This window comes from Paenibacillus xylanilyticus, from assembly GCF_047246825.1.
In the GTDB taxonomy this organism is placed as follows: Bacteria; Bacillota; Bacilli; order Paenibacillales; family Paenibacillaceae; genus Paenibacillus; species Paenibacillus xylanilyticus_B.
Genome location: NZ_JBFOLB010000006.1, coordinates 226,346 through 242,794, shown reverse-complemented (window position 1 = coordinate 242,794; position 16,449 = coordinate 226,346). Strand labels below are relative to the sequence as shown.

Below are 16,449 nucleotides of genomic sequence, written 5' to 3'. Positions count from 1 at the left end.
GAATTTCGACGAGATTTCATATTCATACATAATATTTTCATGATAATCGTCCGATAAAAAGAAAGGTGAAGATGATGATGGGGGATAGTTATATGAAGAAAAGGATTCGCAGCTGGTTCACTTTAACCGTAAAGAAACGCCTAATCGCTGTTTTGCTTCTGTTCCTGATTGTGCCGAGTATCACTGTCGGGTGGTTATCTTATGATAAAGCGGCAGAGCGGGTCAGGGAAGAACTCCTGCATTCTGCACAGGCCAAAACAGAGATGCTCAGTTTACAGATTGATCAGATGCTCAACATGGAGAAGGATAACGCCGCACAGCTCGCTGCGGGTTTTACTTCTGAGGATGTTATTAATAAATCGCCTGCACTGCAAAAACAAATGGATCATATGTCCCAAAACCATAAAGAGCTGGGCGTCCTGACGATTGGTGCCGAGGATGGAAGCTGGATGAAGTCTCCTGATCCTGGACAACAGATCTATGATCCGCGGGAACGCAGCTGGTATACGATGGGTATGGCAGCAAATGAACCTATCATTTCGGACACATTCCAGTCGGCAACAACAGGAGAGTGGGTTGTGACCGCTTCTGCCAAGTTGGCTGATGGTAAAGGTGTATTTGGAGCCAATGTAAGTCTTAACCACTTGAAAGAAAACGTAGATCAGATTCATATTGGTGAAAAAGGAAAGCTGTACATGCTGGACAATGGCGGGAAATTCCTGTTCCATTACAATATCGAATCGGGTGTGCAGTCAGACCAAGATTATATTAATAAAATGTACACCAGCGACACAGGAACCGTGAAGTATACGTATGAAGGGCAAGAAATGGAGGCTGTATATTTCACCAACCCGGCGACAGGATGGAAAATTGTCGGTGAGATGCTTCCTTCTGAAGCAGATGAAGCGGTTAGACCGATTATGATTCGAACCTACACGCTTGTGGGAAGTTCATTGGTCATTGGAATGATCCTGCTCATATTCATCATCCGAGGAATTATTCGTCCGCTGCAGCAGCTTACCCAAGCCGCATCCAAGGTAAGCGCCGGGGACCTCACGGTTTGCGTAGGGCTGAAGCGGCGGGATGAATTTGGACAGCTTGGAGACAGCTTCGATTCCATGACTTCATCACTGCGCAATGTTCTTGGAGAAGTGCATGATACATCAAGCCAGCTCGCAGCATCTTCCGAGGAATTAATGGCCAGTTCGGAACAGACGTCCAAAGCAACGGAACAGGTCGCTGAACTGATGCAGGATGCAGCAGAAGGAACAACCAAACAAAACGACAGTCTGGCTGCTACGAGTCAGCTCGTCGGAGAGATGTCCATTGGAGTCAAAGAGATCTCCTCCAGTGCAGAGGAAGCAGCCCGCATTGCAGGAGAGGCATCGGCTAAGTCTGAAGCCGGGATGGTTACTGTGGAAGAGGCAGTCGCTCATATTCAGCAGGTCAATGAAGAGAGTGAAGCTATGGCAGCAGTTATTGAGGATCTCCGGGCGAAAAATGAAGAGATTGTTCAGATCGTTGCCGAAATTACCACGATAGCCAAACAGACCAATATCCTTGCATTAAATGCAACCATTGAAGCAGCACGAGCAGGAGAGCAAGGGCGCGGATTTGCCGTTGTAGCGAATGAGGTCAAAGCTTTGGCACAAAATTCGGGCAGCTCTGCTGAGCGCATTAATGAATTAATGCGTGAAATGCAGGAGAGAACGTACGCGGTACAGTCTACCTTTGCACGCACAGGGGAAGGCATGGTCAAAGGTTCAGAGCTTATTACGGAAGCAGGGGATGCATTCCGCACGATTCGAGATGCTGTGCAGCTTGTTGCGGCACAAGCCGGAGAAGTGTCCGCAGCCTCTCGTCAGATCGATGGTGGAATGAACCACGTCACCAAAGCAGTGAATGATACCATCGTATTATCCGATCAGATTGCTTCCGGCACGGAAGATGGTTCTGCCGCTGCGCAGGAGCAGCTTGCCACGATGGAAGAAGTTGCAGCTTCATCTGCCGCTTTGTCCCGAATGGCTGAAGATCTGCAGAGCATGATCGAACGCTTCAAATTATAATCGGATGCTCAGCTTTACCGAAGCTGGCTACAATTTAGACTACAGGACTTGAAATCCTGTAGTCTTTTTTTGTCTGTAAAGGATATGTCATGACGTAAGAAACCAACTTAAGGTTATCTCTGCCTAGGCAGGGGCCATTTTTAAGTGAACCAGTTTATATGGATTGACATAAAACAAACAAAAGTATATTATATCTATAAATGAACAAACAAATTAAATAATTTATGTGTTTAATTATAATCATGTAAAAGAAGTAAAGGAGATCGTTCAATGAAATCATCGGAACCATTGTTGCAAACAGCCACGCTCGAAGAGATCAAGCGGGGATATCTCACAGAAGGACCAACATTCACATGCATCTGCTGCGGCCATAAAACGGAAGCGGGCATCATCTATCCAGAGGAAGGCGTCCTCTATGAAGCAGAGCGTTATATGCGTGTTCATATCGAGAAGACTCATGGGTCGGTATTTGAATATCTGTTGGAGTTGGATAAAAGTGTGACGGGCCTGTCAGATGTGCAGCGGGGACTGCTTGGCCAGTTTTATGAGGGGAAGAAGGATACCGAAGTGCAGAAGGCGCTTGGAATTGGAAGTGCCTCCACCATTCGAAATCATCGGTTTGTGCTGAAGGAGAAAGAGCGGCAGGCTAAAATCTTCCTGGCATTGATGGAACTGCTCAAAAGCAAGGATGACTACGCGCCTGCCGAACTGGTCTTGCCTGTCACAAGACATGTGCATACGATCAATGCCAAACAGTTTGATATTTCGGAACAGGATCGGGAGAAAGTGCTTGGCAAGTATTTCCCTGAAGGGACGGATGGTCCGCTGTCGAGTTTTCACATGCAGCAAAAGCATAAATTCATTGTTCTCACTGAAATTGCCAAACGGTTTGAGCCGGACCACCAGTATACCGAGAAACAGGTTAATGAGTTGTTAAAACAAGTTTATGACGATTACGTGGAGCTAAGAAGGTATCTGATTGACTACGGATTCATGAATCGTAAAGAGGATGGAAGTCATTACTGGCTGAACCTTTCAGCTGAGATTGAGCAGAAGAAGAGCGACAAGAAATCAGAAACGGGAAGCGGGAAAGGAGAGAACGAAGAAATGAATCGGCGCAAGGAACTTCAGGAACAGGCCAAAGAGGTCAAGACGGAAGCGGGAATTTACCAAATCCGCAATGAACGCAACGGTAAAGTCTTTTTGGACAGCACATTGAATCTGAAGACGATTAATGGTCAGAAATTCATGCTGCAAATGGGCAGTCATCTGAATAAACAGCTGCAGGCTGAGTGGAATGAATATGGGGATGACGCGTTCACCATTGAAGTGCTGGAAGTATTGAAAAAAGAGGATAATCCCTATTTCGATACTAAGGATGCCCTGGCCAAATGTCTAAATCGCTGGATGGATCAGCTTGAGCCATACGGTGAACAAGGATATCACGGCGATAAAAAAGACTCTGGTGAGTAATCATACAACAAGAGATGTCTCCAGCTATTTTAAGTCCATTACTTTAACGGTAATGGGCTTTTTGTATACCCATATAGATCCCATCTGTTCTGTGAAAAAGAAATCTGTCTCTCCCTCAATATCTCATCTTGTGGTATATTTCTAAATTAATATAAAGGAAACGTACATACATCACCGAAAGGGAAGAGAAGGAGTTGCAGCAGAATTGAATAAAACAATGCCCTTGGCATCGGAACCACAAGACATCATGGAAGCTTCGGATAATGCCACCTTTATGCAGGGAGTAAAAGATTGTATCCCAACGCTACTGGGGTATCTAAGCATAGGTTTTGCAGCGGGTGTAATCGAAATGACCGCGGGTCTCAGTTTGGCAGAAACAGCCTTGCTGAGTCTGATTCTATATGCAGGTTCGGCCCAGTTTATTGCCGCAGGCATGTTGGCATCGAATGGATCGGCAGCAGCCATCATATTCACCATTTTCTTTGTCAATCTGCGTCACTTATTACTCAGTGCGGCGGTCTCGCCGTATTTCAGGCATCTGACTCCGCTCAAAAACATGTGGATTGGCTCTCTGCTCACGGATGAGTCGTTCGGAGTAGCCATGACGCGTGCGGTTGGCCGTCAATCGTTGAGTGAACGGTGGATGCATGGATTGAACATTACAGCATACCTGAATTGGTTCGCGGCCAACATGGCGGGTGCTTATTTTGGGCGCTGGATTACCAATCCGGAGCAGTATGGGCTAGACTTTGCCCTTCCCGCCATGTTTATCGGCCTGATCGTACTGCAGTTAATTCATCGAAAAAACAGAAAGCTGCACATCAATGTAGCGGTAATCTCGGTAGTATGCGTAGTATTCGCGAGCATGGCCTCCTTGGGCAGCATGAGCGTAATAGTGGCTGCAGTTGTCGCAGCAACGATGGGAGTTGTGATGGAACGATGGAAGTAAGATGGGATGTTTTTTGGATCATTATCGGGTCAGCAATGTTGACCTTTATTCCCCGGGTGCTGCCGCTGATGCTGTTCAGCAAAATACAGATTCCGGTATGGCTGCTCCGCTGGCTGGAATATGTACCGGTAGCCGTAATGGCAGCTCTGATTGGGCAGGAGCTCTTTATGTCTGGCAGCCAACTGGTGCCGCTCACACAAAATGCTGCGCTGTGGGCAGCCCTGCCTACCTTCGTCGTGGCGATCTGGACCCGAAGCCTCCTCGGTACCGTTCTTGTTGGAATTGTGGCGATGATGATTCTGCGATACTGGATGGGATAGAGGACTTCATGTGTACAGGTAATTCCTTCAGGCTAACGGTTAATAATGTTCTATAGACATATGTTGGGTTGAACAAAGTATCCGTCACCAATGAAGGGAGCGAGATGAATGGAGCATACGAGGAAAAAGTTGTTGATCACTGGAGCTGCGGGGGTCATCGGTCGCAGTCTTCTGGAAGGTCTGAGAAGCATGGATAAGTATGATATTGTTGCGGCAGACCTGAATGATGATCCTGGGGCAGGCATAGTAGCAATGGATGTCACGGACGCGGAGCGTCTGAAAGAACTAATGCAGGGAGTGCATACGGTACTGCATATTGCGTGGGCGAAGGATGAAGAGGACTTCTTGGGAAAAGTTCTGCCTATCAATGTAACCGGAGCTTATCATGTATATGAAGCAGCACGAATGAATGGTGTTCAGCGCGTAATCTTTGCAAGCTCAAACCATGCTACCGGTTTTTATCGAACAGGAGAAGATATTGAAGTAGATGATCCGTATCGTCCGGACAGCTTCTATGGCCTCAGCAAATGTTATATTGAACTGCTCGGCCGATATTATGTGGACAAATATGACCTTTCTTCATTCAACATTCGAATTGGCAACTTCTCGGGGGATGATCACCCGCATTCCGAGCGTTCGGCACATATCTGGATTTCGCCCAGGGACATGGTGCAGCTCGCCGTGTGCTGTATTGAGGCCAATCCGGAAATGAGATATCTCAATCTGTATGGAACTTCCGCAAATACCGACAATTATTATGATATAGGTTACCTAGAGGAGAAGATTGGATATCGTCCGGAAGATGATGCGGCGGAGCTATGGGAAGAGGCGAAGCGCAGAGGCGCACCGGATAAGCAGGATGAAACCAAGTATCAGGGCGGAGGATATGTGGCCAAAGACCAGAAAGGCGTTTAGTTGAAGATTTGAAAACGATATTTTCTATTGTTCCTGAAAGGGATAAAATGGAGGCTGTAGGATTAAGGTTTCCATTTTACATAAGAGGAAGGAACGGTTTGAATCATGAGTACAAGTCCATCCGTAATATTGTTTCAGGGAGACTCCATTACAGACGGGGGAAGATCGCGGAATGATGATCCGAATCATTTTCTGGGACACGGCTATGCCTATCTGATCTCAAGCAGATTGGGTGCGGAGCTGGCTGGGAAGCAGCCACTCTTTTACAACAGGGGGGTCAGCGGGGATCGGGCATCCGATCTGTATGCACGCTGGAATGAGGATACGTTCAGCCTGACGCCGGACCTGATTAGTATTCTTATCGGTGTTAATGATGCCTGGCGTACGATGAATGGTGAGCCCAGTGGGGTTACAGACCGCCTTGGACGGGCATACCGCCATTTGCTGGAGGAGACGAGGGAAGTGCTGCCGTCTACAGGTCTTGTGTTGATGGAGCCCTTCATTTTGAAAACCGGAGCTACGGTGGAGAGATGGGATATGTGGCAGGAGCGTATCGGTCAGTATCAACGTCTTGTTCGCGAGCTTGCTACTGAATTTGGTGCTGTGCTGGTTCCGTTACAGGATGAATTCAATCAGGCCACTGAAAAGGCTGACGCATCCTATTGGTTATGGGATGGCGTACATCCAACGGCTGCCGGTCACGAGCTAATCGCCCGTCAATGGTTGTCTGTCGTACAGAATAGTCCACTTAAAATTCAATAAAATGAGCAGAGGATCTGTTGCAGATCTTCTGCTTTTTTTACATCGTAGATATCGTAAAAAAATATAGAAAAATGACATATTTAGAAATCTTATGTTTTAATCCCAAATAAGAGGGTAATTAAAAAGCGTAGCACACTATACTCAATACCCGATAAGGAGTGAATTCAAAATGGCACAAAATAACCAAAACGGAAAAATGAGCCGTGAAGAAGCAGGACGTAAGGGTGGAGAAGCAACCTCCAAGAATCATGATCAGGAGTTCTACCAAGAGATTGGCAGCAAGGGCGGAGAGGCAACCGCGAAGAACCATGACAAGGATTTTTATCAGGAGATCGGCAGCAAAGGTGGGGAAGCAACTTCGAAATCCCATGACCGTGAGTTCTATCAAGAGATTGGACGGGAGGGCGGAAGCGCCCGTGGCAACAATGATGGGAACGATGATCAGGATGGCAAAATGAGCCGCGAAGAGGCAGGACGCAAGGGTGGACAAGCCCGGTCCCGTAATCGGAATAATTAATCAATTGAATAGAAACATCATATAATCCAAGTAAACAAGGCCAGATCTCACCTGTGGAAAAGGGTGAGTCTGGCCTTGTCGTTTGTTAGAGTTGCGCACTTAACGGGTCAGGCGATATGTGGCTCAATCGCTTGCCGATAACTGAACAGGGATTCATCAATGATGGTGCGCAAGAAAACGGGATCCATATCAAATAGCAGGGATTCTGCATAACGCCAGGCGTTTTCTTCAATACGCAGCCGAATTTCCGCTTGCTCAGAAGCTGTAAGAGGTCCATCGAGGAGGTTGGACAGATCCACCAATTCCACATCCTCGGCATGCCCCAGTTCATGAGCCAGAATGACATAAATATAAGCCTCTAATGGAGCCAGCGAACCAAACAGCATTCGGCATTGCTCCATAATTTCTTTTTTATATAAATACACGGTGTGGCTTCCCATGTGATATTTACCACCGACGAGACGACTGTCCGGAAAATGGGGCTCAACTTGGACAAGCACACGGCTATCGGAGCGATGCAGCAGTTCAGTTACAGCCTGATTAAATAATTCAGTATTCAGTATGGTTCACCTGTCCTCATAATGGAATAAATACATAGACAATGAGTACCGACATACCTTTTACGAGAAAAACGTCTGAAAAGTTTCAGATATTTTCATTATTTATTTTTTTTACAAAAGTATTCGTCCGAACTCCCTTCATTTTTGCTAAACTATGGGCTAAAATGAAATCGGTTACATAAATAGGGAGGAATTATTATGACAGTTCACCCTGGATTAAATTGGACGGCCGATTACATCATGATGGCCATGAGACATGGAGCAACCCGTAGTTTGGAGTACATCTATCGTTGGAAAGACAGATTGGCTGACACGTTGAATGATCCCGACTATGCCTCCTTCTGGTCAGATCTAGAAGTATATGAACAGAGGGCGGGTACGGAGAACCTGCCTGAACTATCCTTTTCCCTATATCGTCAATTCAGGGAGACAGGTGAACGTCATGCGTATGAGCTGGCCTATTTTGAGCGGCGGGGAAGGCTAACTGCACTGGGATTACTGGTCGCTGCATCCCCGTCTGCCGAGCGCCTGCACGTACTGGAGGACCTGATCTGGAGTGTCTGTACCGAACACACCTGGTGTCTGTCCGCTCATGTACCTGAAGGGGAAGAAGCTGGCGCGAGAGAACATATCGATTTGTTCGCTGCAGAAACAGCACAAATGCTCGCAGAGATTATTATCATGTTGAATAACATTTTGGACGAGCGTGTGGTAAAGATGGTGCGTGCTGAGATAGAGGGCAGGATCTTCAATCCATTGTACCGGGAGCAGCGGACTTACGGTTGGGAGAACGCGGATCACAATTGGTCAGCAGTGTGCAGCGGCGGCTGCGGTATTGCGGCTCTCCTTCTGTTGGAAGATGAGCAGCTGAGGGCCAGAGCGGTGCAGCAGACGATTCATTCCATGAATGCCTTTTTGAGCGGTTATGGGTTAGATGGGGGATGCGCTGAAGGTATCGGTTACTGGGTATACGGGTTTGGATTTTATGCGTATTTTGCAGAAATGCTGCGAATATTCAGTGCTGGGAAGCTGGATATGTTATCTGATCCCAAAACGAAAGCGATCGCGGCCTTCCCCGGAAATATTCATTTGTCGGACGGGGTGTTTGTCAATTATTCAGACAGTCGTGAGCGGGAGACGATTCCGCCTGGGCTGCTTTCCCTGTTGTCCAAGCGGCAGCAAATTCAATTTAACATGGAGCATCGCATCCCGCTTCTGACAGAGGACCCCTGCCGCAGGTGGGCTCATGCTCTGCGCAATGTACTCTGGAGTAATCAGGCTCTATTTGAAGAAAAAAATGAAGCAGAGGAGCCTGCAGCCTTCGTTTACCTGGAGGATATGACGTGGTTGATAACCCGAGGGACACTGGCAGCAGAAGAACAAGAGGAAATGACAGCGGCCTTTTCGATAAAGGGTGGTCATAACGCAGAGCCCCATAATCATAATGATCTGGGACACTTTATTCTTCATGGCGGAGGAGAAAACATTCTCTGTGACCCAGGTTCAGGCGAGTATACTCAGGCCTATTTCGCACCTGGTCGGGAAAGCATTTTCCAAATTGGCTCTCAGGGGCATAGCGTTCCGGTCATTGAAGGAGCAGTTCAACAATCCGGGCGGCAGGCAGAAGCGAGCGTACTGTATACCAAGCAATCGACGCCGCAGGGGATAGAGATCGCATTTGATTTGACGTCGGCATACCCAGAGGCACCAACACTGGCAAGATATATCAGGCGTTTGAGCTGGAACGGCCCTTCTGGAACCTCCGAAGCGGAGCTTCTCCTGGAAGACCATTATCAGTGGCAGCAATCCCCTGATCCCCGGGAAGAGGGACAACGGATTGAAGAACCGCAAGTCGTTGAGTATTTTGTCAGCCGAATTCATCCTGTCATGCAGGAAGCAATGGTCCAGTGGGAAGGGAACAAGGCTGTTGTGACGATGCACTACGATGCTGAACGATGGGATGCACGGATGGAAGAGGTAGAAACTGTGGATCACGATCACCTGCCCCTAAAATTTTACCGGACGGCATTAACCTTACGGGAAACGGCAGATGACGACAGGGTTTCCCGGGATCATTTTGCAGCGGAGACTTGGTGCAGATTAAGATTTACCATACATTCAAGATAAGGCAAAAAAGCAGTAGAACAGATAAAGCCGGATTAATGTAACAGATACCTGGTAACGACTCAAACCAATTCAGTCCCTTATTGAAGTGGGGATCGGAAATGAGGGTGATTTGTTTTGTTAGCGTATACATCGGATTCAGCATATCCATGGAAAGGTGAACTGGAGAGGTTCCGAACACAGGCGGAACAGGCCAAGCATGTAGAACCTAGCGGATGGAATCGGGCGCGTAAAATAGCACTCATCGAAGACATTGTACGTGCCTACTCGGGATATCAGCAGGAGAACGGTGCTATTAAGGACCCCTTCTCTGATCGGGAACGCTATTATTCCACGCCAGCCTATGCATTTGCAGCTGCTGTTCTGGTACAGGAGGGCCGGGCTGATCTGCTCACCTCGGCTGCAGCTGCGCTGACCCACAGTATCTCCCTGGTTGTTCGCGGCGAGGTTCCGGACAATCATGCCGACTTTTTCCCCATCCTTATGCTAAGAGCCTACGTGCTGCTACAGCCGCTCCTACCTGAACAAGCGACTCGATGGGCAGCCGGGCTGAAACAGATTGAACCGGAAGAAACCTATGTATTTACGATGTCCAAAATGAACAACCCCAACCGGATGATTAACTGGAATGTAATCATGATCTCGGGTGAATACCTTCGCTACCGCGAGCAGCTGGCGAGTGAAGGGACCGAATGGATGGATCATTATCTGGAGAGCTATCACCTGCCGCGTTTTACAGCGCTGGGCCTGTATCAGGACGGCCCGCTGGATCGCCCAAACAGTCCGCTTGCGTACGATATCGCTACCCGCTACCACTTGGGTGTCATGCTGGACGCCGGATATGATGGAAGCTGTGCGTCTTCCCTGGCTGAGTCCATCCGGCGAGGGGCATTTACTTCGCTCCTGACGTTATCACCGCTGGGCGAGATTCCTCCACGGGGACGCAGCTCACAGCATCAATGGAATGAAGCGGCGGCTGCGTATGTGTTCTCCAGTCATGCCTCAGCTGCGAAGCAGATGGGTGATCCCTTGATGGCAGGTGTATTTGCTCGTGCAGCCAATCTTTGTTTTGCTGCCGTGGACGGGTGGAAAATGGAGGACGGCCGTCTGCATATCGTGCGGAACCGGTATGCTCCGGAAGTACGTCACGGATACGAGATATATACCAACCATACGTGTTATACCCTTTGGACGGCTGCGGCACTGGCCAATGCATACCTGTGTGATCCGGGAGATGAAGTGGTTGAATTGCCCATTCCGTCAGAGGTGGGTATGCGAGTCCTTCAGATGGATGGCTGGTTTGAGACGATTACGGCTTCGTTACCGGGCCAGCAAATGGTATTACATACGGCTCTGAATGATCCATATACGGTGCCCGGACTGGTGCGGATTCACCAGCAGGGGCTCCCAGGACTCATTGGCCCGGCTGCTGCTGGACATACCGAGTCGGGATTCACTGAATTTTCAGAAGGGGAAACCCTGCCGATCAGTTATTGTCCGGCCTGGCGGACACCGGATGGACAGTGGCACAGCCTGGCGGCAGGTATCCCTTCCGGATCGGAATATAATCGGGATACCGGAATCAACCCTTCCGATGGAGGGGGAGCTATCGTTTTCAACGTGGTAGAAGATCAGGGGCAGGAAACCAACACGTTTACGGTAGACTGGATCGGTCCATTGGTCGGACTGCAGTCACTTCGGGCGTATTATACACAGCAGCCGGGTTTGTTAACAGTCACCTATGAGTTCGAAGGGGAGATTGAAGCGGCCGGAGCTGTTATCCCGCTGATGTTCAGCGATGGCGAGGAGCAGGCGGTCATTACCGTCTCAGATAATTGTGTTCGAAGTGAGTTCCGGGGAGCGTACGTGGAATCAACGGTGCTTGATGAAGGGGCGGAGATTTGTCTGCAAGATTATACCGTGGCTTCTCGCAATGGTTTGTTAAAGGAAGCACGGATGGTCTTGAGTGATAGTCAGCGGATTACGTTTACGGTTCATCTGGGTCAATGATGTGAGTCCATCCAATTGAAATATATGAAGCAACGTAACGTGTGAACGCAAGGAAAAGGATAAGAAAAGAGGAGGCAATGCTCGTGAATACATCAACATCGGTAACATGGGTGGAAGAAGCATGGCGGCAGGGAGCGGACAAAACACTCCGGAATGCACAGCGAATCAAGGATACTTTTCCGCACATCTCCCCGCAGGGTACGTATGACCGGAATGATCCGGAGTGGTGGACAGCCGGATTCTGGCCAGGGCTGTTGTGGCTTGTGTATGGTGAATCTCCGGACGATGGAGTCGTCGCCCCGTTGTCCCGCATTGCCGAAAGCTGTGAACGGCAGCTGGAAGGCTGCCTCCGTAATTCTGATTCGGTGGACCATGATCTGGGATTCATCTGGCTGCTTAGCGGCGTAGCATCCTACCGCCAGACTGGCAGCATGGACAGCCGGCGGCGGGGGATGCTTGCTGCCAATCTGTTTGCCGCTCGCTTCAACGTGCGCGGCCAGTTCATCCGTGCCTGGAACTTCAACTCGTCCACCATGGATACACGCGGCGTAGCCATCATTGACAGCATGATGAATCTGCCCCTGCTCTACTGGGCATCCGAGCAGAGCGGCGACCCCCGCTTCCGCTTGCTGGCGGAAGCACATGCGGACACCGTGGCGCGTGAGTTCATCCGCGCGGACGGGTCCATCTGCCACGTGGTGGAGTTCGATCCCCACACGGGGCAGAAGCTGCGCGAGCATGGCGGACAGGGCCATGCTCCGGGTTCCGCCTGGGCGCGGGGTACCGCCTGGGCGCTGCATGGTTTTGCGCTGTCTTACCGGTATACGGGCGAAGCCCGCTATCTGGAGACAGCGGAACGCGCGGCCGATTTCTTCCTCGCCATGCTTGGCGAAGATATCGTGCCGTTCTGGGATTTTCGCGCACCAGCGGAGCATCAGGTGGCGTGGGACTCGTCCGCTGCAGCCATTGCAGCGAGCGGTCTGTTGGAGCTGGCGAAGCTGTCGCCGCGCGGGGATGAATATGCCGCAGCGGGGGAGCGCATCGTTCGCGGACTGCATGAGCGCTACAGCTCAGGCGAGTCAGCGGCTGAAGAGGGGATGATTATGCAGGGAACGGTGCATTACCCGGAAGGGCGGGGATTGAATGTGCCGATCATATACGGCGACTATTTTTATATGGAGGCGCTGGCGAAGCTGCGCGGGCGTCCAGGTTTATTTTAACGCCAACATTTCAGGAATTGAATTATCCAATGATCGCGCTATTCACAGGGAAATGAATGGATGATCCGCCTGATTCCTCATTATTCAGCATTTTGCATCATTCGATTCCACTCGCTCCGAGGTACAATATAGACGAATAGGACCATTTCGATCTATATATTGAAGATTGGAAGTCGCTTATTGGATTTATGCAAAATGCTCAAATAAGAAACCACCTGAAACAGTCAAGTTTCCATTGGACTGTTGTTGGGTGGTTTTTCTCGCTTGCTCCATTTAGTTGTTTTTGCTTGAAGGAACGCGTCTAAGGATGACGAAGTCAGCTGAAGACTGATCGGGATATCGCTGAGGGATGATCTCTTGCACCTTGAAGTCGGGATAATCGAACAGGTAATGGAACAGGTTCCGATCCTGAATTGTGGCGACACCCGGATTGCCGTTTTCTTTCAACCGTGTGTACAGTACCACCCAATCTTTCGATGAATGCAGAATATCATAGAGCGTATTGCGAAAATCGGTCTCATCCGTGATGTGGTAGAGCACATCCAGACACACGGTAAGGTCAGCCATCAGAAAGCCACGGTTAATCCACAGACCAGGTGTATACAGCATGAAGCTTTTGGAGGAATCGGTGGCAAACTTCGAGGCGCACAGGCGTACTGAAGAGGCAGCGACATCTACACCCAGGTACTCTTTATAATTCATATACTGCAGCTGATTGCCGTCTCCACACCCAAACTCGATAACGCTGGTAATACCCTCTCGCTGGATCAATCCGTTCACGACCTCGGCCTTGAATTCAGCCAGAACCCCATAAGATCCACGTCCAGAAGTTTCCCCGGAACGGTACGTTTGCTCCCAATATCCGATGTAATCAAAAGGCTGTCGCATGTTTCTCCTCCCATCATGTACAAATTCAGTCGCTCGGCGCTTATGAGATAGCAATATAGATAGGTTATGCGGAATGCTGGCAGGTATGATTCCTTGGAAAAAAGACAGTTTTGAGAATTCATTTCCAATCATTTTCCTGAAAAATCGCTGAAAGTCTAAACATCTGGAAAGAACTTGCCGACATTAACTTTAAGGAAAAAAATGATGATAATCGGGGGGAAATGATGTTAAAGCCAAGATTGACCAAGTACATGGTGATGATGCTGGTATTGGTGCTGAGTATTTCCAACGTAGGCTTGGCCGCTGCGGCAGATAAGGAACTGTCCAAGATTGTAGTTTCCAAAAATGAAGTGGCGCTTGAAGTAGGAGAATCCAGTTCGGTGACGGCTACAGGAGTCTACACGGATGCTTCGACAAGCAATATTACAGTAAATGCAAGCTGGAGCAGTGATGACACTGCGGTGGCTACGGTATATAACGGAACAATTACAGCCAAGGGTGAAGGGCAGGCAACTGTCATCGTATCCTATGAAAATAAGCCACAATCCATTCAGGTGAATGTAACCAAAAAGGTTAAGGCATTGACGAAGGACAAGCAAACCCTTGATATTCGTACAGGAGAATCCGATCAGATCACACTGACGGCAACATACAGTGATAATACTTCTGAGTCGGTGTCCGATATCGCGGAATGGTCTTCTGATGACGATCAGGTAGCGACTGTAGTTAACGGTAAGGTTACCGGACAAAGTGCGGGTACTGCCCTAATTACAGGTAAGGTGGGGAAACAGTCTGTTACCGTTGAGGTAAATGTCGAAGTCGTGAAGCGGATCGATACAGACAAAAAGCAAGTGAACCTGCTGTTGAACAAAAGTGACAAAGTCGTTATAACGGCAACCTATCCAGATGGAACGACCAGAGATGTAACTTCTCTTGCAGATTGGAGCTCCAGCGACGAGAAAATTGCTGATGTACTTAAAGGCACCATCACGGGTTATGCTGCGGGTTCTGCTGTAATCACAGCTAAGTACGGCACTAAGACGGTTTCGATTGATGTGGATGTGGACCGGACGAGCAATCTGAAGATCGATGAGCAAAAGTTATTCTTCAAGTTGAGTAATACGGATCGTTCCAAACAACTGAAGTTGACCGCCATTTATCCGGATAGTTCAGATGCGGATGTAACCAGTACGGCAGTGTGGACATCAAGTAATGAGAAAGTCGCTACTGTTTATAAAGGACAAGTCACAGCCATTGGTCAAGGTACCACGACGATTAAAGCTAGTTACAGTGATAAAACAGTTGAAATTACTGTAGATGTGGACACGGCTCGTTATCTGGACGTTGTTGATGTTGAAGATAAACTGGCCATGAGTCTAACTGGAACAAAAGAAAAAGAACTTACGGTCAACGCTGAGTATGTGGATGGAACTACGGAGATCGTTACATCCAAAGCAACGTGGACTTCAAGCGATGAAGATATTGTTTATGTATCCGAAGGTAAACTTACCGCTTACAAATCGGGACAGGCAACCATTACGGTCGCTTATGGCGGCAAAACGGCTAAAATCACCGTAAGCGTGGATGTGCCGGACAAATATGAAATGCAAAACAAGAAAAAATCAATCGGTGTGGGCGATACCTTTACGGCAGAAGTCCTTGCTGTATATGGCAATACATCCAAAGTTGTTACTGAAGATGTAGAGTGGAGCAGCAGTAGTGATAAGATTGCTGAGGTATCCAAGGATGGCGAAGTCAAAGGTATCGCTGTCGGCAAAGCAACAATTACAGCTAAAGTGGATGGCAAAACACTGACCATGTCTGTTGAGGTTGGTATGGCAAGCGGGCTCGAAGCGGATGTGAACTTTATCGCACTGGCTTCCAAAGAGACGCAGCAAATTACCCTGACCGGGACAGACGAAGATGGGAATACGCTGGATGTAACTTCAGAAGCAACCTGGAAAACGAGTAACGCTCGTGTAGCTGACGTTAAAAAAGGTTTGGTTACGGCGAACGGAAGCGGTAAAGTCAACATTACAGCGGAGTATGGTTCCCAAAAAGTGACGATCGCGATCGAAGTGGACGTCATTGCACGCATTGAAGCATCGGAACCTGCCGTATCCCTGAAATCTGGCGAGACAGCTGACATTACTGTTGTAGCTTATTTTAACGACGGCAGCGAACGTGACGTTACAGACAAAGCCGAATGGAAAACCAACAGCTACAAAGTAGCTCAGGTAACCAAAGGCAAAGTAAAAGCCGTTGGAGCAGGTAAAGCGAAAGTAACTGCAAAATACGGCAGCAAATCCGTAACTGTGGCCATTGATGTAGATACATTGAAATATCTGCAAACCGATAAGGTAACCCTGACCATGAAACCGGGTGACAAAGTTACCGTGGTGGCAACAGCAACGTATGCGGATGGCAGTGAAGCGAATGTATCCAAACCGGCACTCTGGAAATCTTCCCGTATTGCAACTGCAACGGTGAAAGATGGCATCATCCAGGCTAACGGTAAAGGTAAAGCGACTATTACGGTGAGCTATGCTGGCGTGAAAACCAAAGTGACGATCGTAGTTGAAGCGAAATAAGGTTTGTTTTTAATGTGAAACGTGAAATAAAAAACGGTGATGACAGCTTGATGC

13 protein-coding genes are annotated in these 16,449 nt (G+C 48.5%); 11 read left to right on the top strand and 2 right to left on the bottom strand.

Going from position 1 to position 16,449, the window contains the following annotated elements; genetic code table 11:
• Positions 1 to 92 precede the first annotated feature (92 nt).
• From AB3N00_RS26225 to AB3N00_RS26195, 7 genes are all read left to right on the top strand, one after another.
• Complete coding sequence (locus AB3N00_RS26225; RefSeq protein WP_413037191.1) at positions 93 to 2,066, top strand: methyl-accepting chemotaxis protein; 1,974 nt, start codon at positions 93 to 95, stop codon at positions 2,064 to 2,066.
• A gap of 270 nt (positions 2,067 to 2,336) precedes the next feature.
• Positions 2,337 to 3,539: a DUF2087 domain-containing protein gene (locus AB3N00_RS26220; RefSeq protein ID WP_413037190.1), complete on the top strand. Its 1,203-nt coding sequence runs from the start codon at positions 2,337 to 2,339 to the stop codon at positions 3,537 to 3,539.
• A gap of 217 nt (positions 3,540 to 3,756) precedes the next feature.
• Entirely contained in the window at positions 3,757 to 4,488 is a 732-nt protein-coding gene (locus AB3N00_RS26215; protein WP_413037220.1) for an AzlC family ABC transporter permease, read from the top strand.
• Positions 4,479 to 4,808: an AzlD domain-containing protein gene (locus AB3N00_RS26210; RefSeq protein WP_413037189.1), complete on the top strand. Its 330-nt coding sequence runs from the start codon at positions 4,479 to 4,481 to the stop codon at positions 4,806 to 4,808. The genes AB3N00_RS26215 and AB3N00_RS26210 overlap by 10 nt, the downstream gene beginning before the upstream one ends.
• Positions 4,809 to 4,916: 108 nt before the next feature.
• Entirely contained in the window at positions 4,917 to 5,723 is an 807-nt protein-coding gene (locus tag AB3N00_RS26205) for an NAD-dependent epimerase/dehydratase family protein (protein WP_413037188.1), read from the top strand.
• Positions 5,724 to 5,828: 105 nt separating this feature from the next.
• Entirely contained in the window at positions 5,829 to 6,485 is a 657-nt protein-coding gene (locus AB3N00_RS26200) for an SGNH/GDSL hydrolase family protein (protein WP_413037187.1), read from the top strand.
• A 169-nt stretch (positions 6,486 to 6,654) separates the two neighbouring features.
• Positions 6,655 to 7,002, top strand: coding sequence for a KGG domain-containing protein (locus tag AB3N00_RS26195; protein ID WP_062322363.1), 348 nt, complete (start codon positions 6,655 to 6,657; stop codon positions 7,000 to 7,002).
• A 107-nt stretch (positions 7,003 to 7,109) separates the two neighbouring features.
• Here the strand turns inward: AB3N00_RS26195 and AB3N00_RS26190 are convergent, their stop codons facing one another.
• On the bottom strand, positions 7,110 to 7,502 hold the full coding sequence (locus AB3N00_RS26190; RefSeq protein ID WP_413037186.1) for a hypothetical protein: 393 nt from the start codon (positions 7,500 to 7,502) through the stop codon (positions 7,110 to 7,112).
• A gap of 258 nt (positions 7,503 to 7,760) precedes the next feature.
• On the opposite strand from AB3N00_RS26190, the gene AB3N00_RS26185 reads away from it, so the two are divergent.
• The 3 genes from AB3N00_RS26185 (at position 7,761) to AB3N00_RS26175 (ending at position 12,916) form a co-directional block, all read left to right on the top strand.
• Complete coding sequence (locus AB3N00_RS26185) at positions 7,761 to 9,689, top strand: hypothetical protein (RefSeq protein ID WP_413037185.1); 1,929 nt, start codon at positions 7,761 to 7,763, stop codon at positions 9,687 to 9,689.
• Positions 9,690 to 9,803: 114 nt separating this feature from the next.
• The gene (locus AB3N00_RS26180) at positions 9,804 to 11,696 is read left to right on the top strand and encodes a glycosyl hydrolase (protein WP_413037184.1); all 1,893 of its coding nucleotides are present in this window, start codon (positions 9,804 to 9,806) and stop codon (positions 11,694 to 11,696) included.
• An 83-nt stretch (positions 11,697 to 11,779) separates the two neighbouring features.
• Entirely contained in the window at positions 11,780 to 12,916 is a 1,137-nt protein-coding gene (locus AB3N00_RS26175; protein WP_413037183.1) for a glycosyl hydrolase, read from the top strand.
• A gap of 273 nt (positions 12,917 to 13,189) precedes the next feature.
• On the opposite strand, the gene AB3N00_RS26170 is transcribed toward AB3N00_RS26175, so the two are convergent.
• Positions 13,190 to 13,804, bottom strand: coding sequence for a class I SAM-dependent methyltransferase (locus AB3N00_RS26170; RefSeq protein ID WP_413037182.1), 615 nt, complete (start codon positions 13,802 to 13,804; stop codon positions 13,190 to 13,192).
• Positions 13,805 to 14,028: 224 nt separating this feature from the next.
• Here AB3N00_RS26170 and AB3N00_RS26165 point away from each other — a divergent pair, with 224 nt between their 5' ends.
• The gene (locus AB3N00_RS26165) at positions 14,029 to 16,395 is read left to right on the top strand and encodes an Ig-like domain-containing protein (protein ID WP_413037181.1); all 2,367 of its coding nucleotides are present in this window, start codon (positions 14,029 to 14,031) and stop codon (positions 16,393 to 16,395) included.
• Positions 16,396 to 16,449 lie beyond the last annotated feature (54 nt).